Source organism: Cohnella thermotolerans DSM 17683 (genome assembly GCF_000429825.1).
In the GTDB taxonomy this organism is placed as follows: domain Bacteria; phylum Bacillota; class Bacilli; order Paenibacillales; family Paenibacillaceae; genus Cohnella; species Cohnella thermotolerans.
The window spans coordinates 1-5,559 of record NZ_AUCP01000114.1; the positions used below are offsets into that span (position 1 = coordinate 1).

The following is a 5,559-nucleotide window of genomic DNA, read 5'->3' on the forward strand; positions in this document are numbered from 1 at the left end:
GCCAGCACATCGTAGCCATAGGACGAGTGCTTCATGCTGAGCATCTCCGCTTCGGCTGATTTATACGAGACGCCCGTATGCGAGCATGTTGGATTCTTGCAAGCGTACGCCATGCTCCATGCGTCGATGACACCGTTCAGCGTGGAAATCTTTTTATGCCAGGCCGTATGCGAACGTTGCAGCTTCGTTTCGCAATGCGGGCAGTGCGTCATTTCGGTTCGGAAATAGATCCGGGGGGCAGCACCTAACCGATTTTTAGGAAGCATAGGGGGCAACTCCTTTACAAAGTTGATCCCCTTTTACTTCGACAAAAGAAAGGAAAATCCTGTTAGTGAATCTTGCTGTCGTAGAAAAAAAAGAAGCGGGACTTCACCCGCTCCATTACTATCTACGCCAATACATCTCAACTATTAGTCTTTCCTGACTAACAGTGAACAGCACTCCACATGTGTCGTGCTCGGAATAGGAAGGCACTTTCCCCCTTTCACCTCGCAAGGACTTTTTTTGCTTATGCATCTTGCTTTGGATGCTGTTATGGAAGCCTGTTTTATATACGAAGGTCAGTTTGTACGGCTCGTGACTTTCCTGATTGGAGTTCTCCCCAATAATAACTTTATCGACAATGCTTTCGAATACGTTCCGGTCGAATGCGGTCAGAACCTCATTCGTTTGAAGCACTTTGCGAAAATGTTCAAGCCGTTTTCCCAAGTCAATTTCATCTTGCGCGGATTGCTCCAACTGTTCCTTTTCTTCGAGCAATTTAGTAAGCGAAGTATCGAGTTCCGCATACTTCTGTTCGTAAGTAGCCCTGTCTATTTTCTCATCCAGGCACAAATCAATTAGTTTGCAACGTTTTTGCTCCGTAACCTGAATATCGCTGATAATTTTGTTCAGTCGCTTTTGATTATTCTGGTCGCTAAACACGGACTCCATTCTTTTCATAAGCTCGTCCAGCACATCCGAATTGTTGCGGCACACCAATTTGTACGATTCGACAAAAGCACCCTCAATCAGCTTTTCCTCCAAAGCTTTGCTGTGAGAGCAGTATTTCTTCCCTTTTTTCGTGGCTGTCACGCACTGCCAAATCACCTTCTCATGCGGGGTTCCGCTGTGCCAGTTCCGCCGCGAGAGGTTGCTTCCGCAGAAAGCACATTCCAACTTACTGCTGAAAGCAAATTTCCTGCTGTACTTGTCCCGCTTGCCTTTTGCGCCGCGGCGGCGATTCTCGCCTCTTCGATGCAATATGTCCTGCGCCTTTTCAAAAACTTCCTCGCTGACAATCGGCTCGTGATGATTTTTGACATAAAACTGATCTTCCTCACCGTAATTGTCCAGTCTTCTCTTGGAAATTGGATCGACGGTAAATGTCTTTCCTTGCAACAAATCGCCTTTGTACTTCTCATTCTTTATGATACCAAGAACGGTTGTGTCCTGCCATTCGACTCTTCCGTACTTGGTTTTATGTCCCGCCTCAGTCAGTTCCTTTGCAATAACGTAAGCGCCGATCCCCGATGTATATCGTTCAAAAATATAGCGAACGATTTCGGCTTCTTCTTGATTAACGGTTATCTTTTTCGTATTCGCATCGTAATCGTATCCCAAACAGCTTTGAAAGCCCACCAGTTCGCCGCGCTTCATTTTCATTTTCAAACCTTTTTTCACGTTGGCGGAGATGTTCTCCACTTCCTGCTGCGCTACGGAGCTTAGAATGACGAGCAACAATTCGCCGTCCATCGTCAGCGTATTGATATTTTCGTCTTCAAAAAATACGGCGATGTTCTTTTCCTTTAGCATACGGACGTATTTCAACGTGTCCAGCGTATTTCTTGCAAACCTGGAGATAGACTTCGTGATGATCATATCAATTTTCCCGTCCATACAATCGTTAATCATGCGTTGAAAATCCTCGCGCTTCGTTACCTGTGTCCCGGTTATAGCTTCGTCCGCATAAATATCAACCAACACCCAGTCGCTGCGTTTGCTAACGAGATCGGTATAGTAGGCGACTTGCGATTTGTAGCTGTTCAATTGCTCCTCAGTGTCGGTACTTACGCGGGCATAAGGGGCGACGCGAAGAACATCCGATAACTTTCCGGCGTTGCGATCCGATATTTTCCGACTTGCTTTAATCACTTGCACTTCAAGAGCCATGATGTTGTCCTCCATTCTTATTTACTTGCCATCAGTTTAATAAGAGATGGGCGGACCGACAAATGTGCGAATCAAGAAGTAAGGTCCGAAATGATGCCGTAATCCTGCATCGTTTTGTTCTTTATCAAATGAAATTCGCTTTCTGTAATCAAAGATAATGCCAGCAGCTGTCTTATCATAGCGATTTGCATACTGTACCTGATGAGTTTATGGTTCATAGCTACCTCCCAATCATTCTTAAAAACAGAAAAGCAGAGATGCGCAACGAACAAAACCTTATGCGCGCATCTCTGTTTCCGCCTCTGTTTTGGTTGCTTCTCTTCCATTAACCCTATCCGGCGGACAGTGGTTGGCCGTCCTCATAGGCTTCAAACCTCTTCCAGGATCGCTGCAAGCCGCCCCCATTGCGCTGAACTGTGGCTAGACGGAAGTATCATTATCCCTCCGCATGGGTCTTCGCCTTAAATGGAACCACCATTTATGTATTGCATGGGCAAAATCGCTCGCAGTTTACCGCTTCTGATTTCAAGGCATGCAGAAATAAGAATCGGCAAACTGGTCGTGGCGCGCCTGCAATTTGGCTCTCCCTTTTAGGCCATGCGGGGAACGTACCGGATAAGATTGTATTTAGTTTTCAAGGATCAATGAAGGATGAATAATATCCCTCTAATATTCATTTCATTTTTAGGGCAAAATCGGAACTACTTGTCCAAAAACTATCCTGCGCGGCTGCCTTTTTTTGAGACAATTAAATACCTATCTGGATTTGATATATAAAATACAAATCGAGATTGACTAGAACGGCGATTTCAAATAAGATAAAAACATGTTCATAAGGCGATGGAGTTCGCCATAAACCGCCGGTAACGGCTAATGACTCCTACCAGATTTTTATTCTGGTAGGAGTTTGCTTTTTTTCAAAAAAATGGAAAGGGGTGGTCGATTTGATTTATGTGTATCTCGGTGTCGGCGGAACGCTCGGCGCTATTAGCCGCTATTCACTTGGCATTTGGATAGGAGAACGTTTTGGACAAGCATTTCCGGTTCACACGCTAACGATTAATTTATTGGGTTGTTTCTTACTTTCTCTCTTCTATACGCTGACCACGACAAGATTTTTGGTACATCCGCACTTCCGCTCTTCTTTCGGAACAGGATTTGTTGGGTCGTTCACTACGTTTTCGACCTTTAGTTATGAAAATGTAACATTGCTTCAATCAGCACATTATGGATTAGCATTGCTCTACATTGCAGCAAGCCTGCTCGGCGGTTACCTGTTCACAAGCTTAGGTATACGCCTGGGTAACTATGAGAAAGGCAGAATCCATCAGGAAAGTGAGTAAACGTTAATGGATATTTTATGGATAGGCATTGGTGGGTTTATTGGGGCGATTAGCCGATTTGCTGTCGTGGATGCGTTTAGTCGACGATCAATATCATCGATTCCTTTCGGAACGTTGACTGTAAACCTGGCAGGCTCCTTTTTACTCGGCCTTTTGTATGGGCTGACTTTGAATTTACATCTTACCGCCCTTTTGGGAACGGGCTTCTTAGGAGCTTTCACAACTTTTTCTACATTCCAGTACGAAATTGTTCAGATCCGCCGACTATATAAATGGCGCTCTATTGTCTCTTATGTGTCTATCAGTGTGATTTCTGGAATTGCTTTCTGCGCATTAGGTTATGTACTCGGGCATTTGTGGACCTAGACGAACATCAGGAGGATTGCCGCTATGAATTATGCTGTTTTTCAATTTATTAACGATTTGTCGGGACATCTTATTTGGCTCGATTCGATTATGGTACTTGTAAGCAAATACGGTTTGGAGTTATTTGCTATATGGCTTGGATTCGTGTGGGTACTTGGCGATGATCGAAGGAGACATATTGTTGCGCAGTCGGGGTTCGCTGGGATGTTGGCTTTGTTTCTGAATTATGTGATTGCCCAGTTCTATTTTGAGCCTCGGCCGTTTGTAAGCCATTCGGTTCATTTACTGTTCCCTCACGCAGCGGATGCTTCCTTTCCAAGTGATCATACATCGGGGGCATTCGCACTTGCATTAACGGTACTTATTTGTAAACGCTGGTCCGGATGGTGGGGCTACAGTATGTTGGCTTTAGCCGTTGCAACAGGGATTTCGCGAGTATATGTTGGCCATCATTATCCGGGAGATGTGATAGGGTCCATCGTAGTAGCTTTTTTAGCAAGCCTATTGCTTCAAAGCCGTTGGATATTACTTGCGCCGCTTTCTACTTTTATAATAAAAATGTACAAAAAATTGTTCTTTCGCCTTTTGGCAAGAAAAAAAACTGAACTTCCAAGTTAATAAATAACGATTGTAGTAGACTCATAAGCTCATTGTATTCCAAGCTCATAATCCTTCATAAGCTGATAAAACGTTGGCTTCTTATCCGGGTCGGCAGCTCGTATAATTTCGGGATCTGGGCATCGAAGACCAGTTTACATCTAGTCGATTGTTTCCGTCTTGTTTCTACCAGACCAAATTCCCCATTTTTAAAGGCAGGGTCTAATGCAGTAAAGCGGTAGCCCTAAAAAGGTTACCGCTTTACTTTGTTGTACTCCGACAAGTTTTACCAAAGATGTCGCTGTACTTTTGGGCTTCGCAATCAATGTCTGTCCAAGAACCTTTGGGTATACAGAAGAAAGAAAACCCCTAGCTTCGTGAAGATCAATATACCACGCTGGTTGGAATTCCGCCGCTAACCGAAATAAAGCAGCCGGTAGCGGCGACGTGACGCTTCATTTTGTTTGCGTGGGAAAGTCCGACTCAAATCAGGAATCCCCCTAATACGCCGCTTATAGGTATTCTGATCAACGATTGTCCATGAAAACCTGCCGCTATCCTAACTGCGCTCCCTTTTACTCGGTCTCGCAAAGTCCACATTTGTACGGTCCTTTGTTATCGAACACACATACGCTTTCAAACAACTGTAAATAAATGATTTTTTTCAACGCTAAAAATACGAAAAATCCGGGTTTTCCAACTTTTATGGGATTCTGATTTTTTCAAGTTTCCAAAATAAGTTAACCTTTTTTGAGTTATAGTCTCAAGTAGTGGTGTAAAATTGCGCCGAGCTTCTTGACAAGGGAAGCCACGGTATGATTTCTACTAAAGTGACGCGACTCTACTTTAGAAGGAGGATCAAACCGTGGCTTCTATAGATAGGGCTTGCTGAACAAGATCAATTTAAGCTGCTCCCAACGCATGAGCCTAGACCGTGATTTTCTTTGCGGTTTTCATGCAAAAAATCGGACGGAACGCAATGAATCTGAAAAAAGAGAAAAAAAGAACCCGCAGTCGCCGTTCCAGGTTCATAACCAGAAACTGGATAGCGATGACAGTTAAACTTGTATGAGCACCGCGGGAGCAAATTCGGCCCAAACCC

At 44.2% G+C, this 5,559-nt stretch carries 4 protein-coding genes, 1 pseudogene and 1 riboswitch; of the genes and pseudogenes, 3 read left to right on the top strand and 2 right to left on the bottom strand.

Going from position 1 to position 5,559, the window contains the following annotated elements; translation table 11 throughout:
- Both G485_RS30670 and G485_RS27080 read right to left on the bottom strand, forming a co-directional pair.
- Window positions 1-266 (bottom strand): annotated as a pseudogene (locus G485_RS30670) (transposase); the annotation flags it as partial.
- A 118-nt stretch (window positions 267-384) separates the two neighbouring features.
- A complete protein-coding gene (locus G485_RS27080) occupies window positions 385-2,151 on the bottom strand; it encodes a recombinase family protein (RefSeq protein ID WP_051318365.1) in 1,767 nt (588 codons plus the stop codon).
- Window positions 2,152-2,978: 827 nt separating this feature from the next.
- Window positions 2,979-3,041: riboswitch (Fluoride riboswitch) on the top strand.
- 63 nt (window positions 3,042-3,104) lie between these two features.
- Between G485_RS27080 and crcB (G485_RS29350) the strand changes: the two genes are divergently transcribed.
- The 3 genes from crcB (G485_RS29350) to G485_RS0117060 are packed head-to-tail and all read left to right on the top strand — an operon-like array spanning window position 3,105 to window position 4,478.
- A complete protein-coding gene (gene crcB / locus G485_RS29350) occupies window positions 3,105-3,494 on the top strand; it encodes a fluoride efflux transporter CrcB (RefSeq protein ID WP_240489187.1) in 390 nt (129 codons plus the stop codon).
- A gap of 6 nt (window positions 3,495-3,500) precedes the next feature.
- Complete coding sequence (gene crcB, locus G485_RS29355; protein WP_084423365.1) at window positions 3,501-3,860, top strand: fluoride efflux transporter CrcB; 360 nt, start codon at window positions 3,501-3,503, stop codon at window positions 3,858-3,860.
- A gap of 24 nt (window positions 3,861-3,884) precedes the next feature.
- On the top strand, window positions 3,885-4,478 hold the full coding sequence (locus G485_RS0117060; RefSeq protein WP_027093511.1) for an undecaprenyl-diphosphatase: 594 nt from the start codon (window positions 3,885-3,887) through the stop codon (window positions 4,476-4,478).
- The last annotated feature ends 1,081 nt before the right edge of the window (window positions 4,479-5,559 follow it).

Excerpts from the sequence above, each read along its gene's own strand:
- G485_RS27080 (WP_051318365.1), bottom strand. The coding sequence starts at position 2,151 with ATGGCTCTTGAAGTGCAAGTGATTAAAGCAAGTCGGAAAATATCGGAT.
- crcB (WP_084423365.1), top strand. The coding sequence starts at position 3,501 with ATGGATATTTTATGGATAGGCATTGGTGGGTTTATTGGGGCGATTAGC.
- G485_RS0117060 (WP_027093511.1), top strand. The coding sequence starts at position 3,885 with ATGAATTATGCTGTTTTTCAATTTATTAACGATTTGTCGGGACATCTT.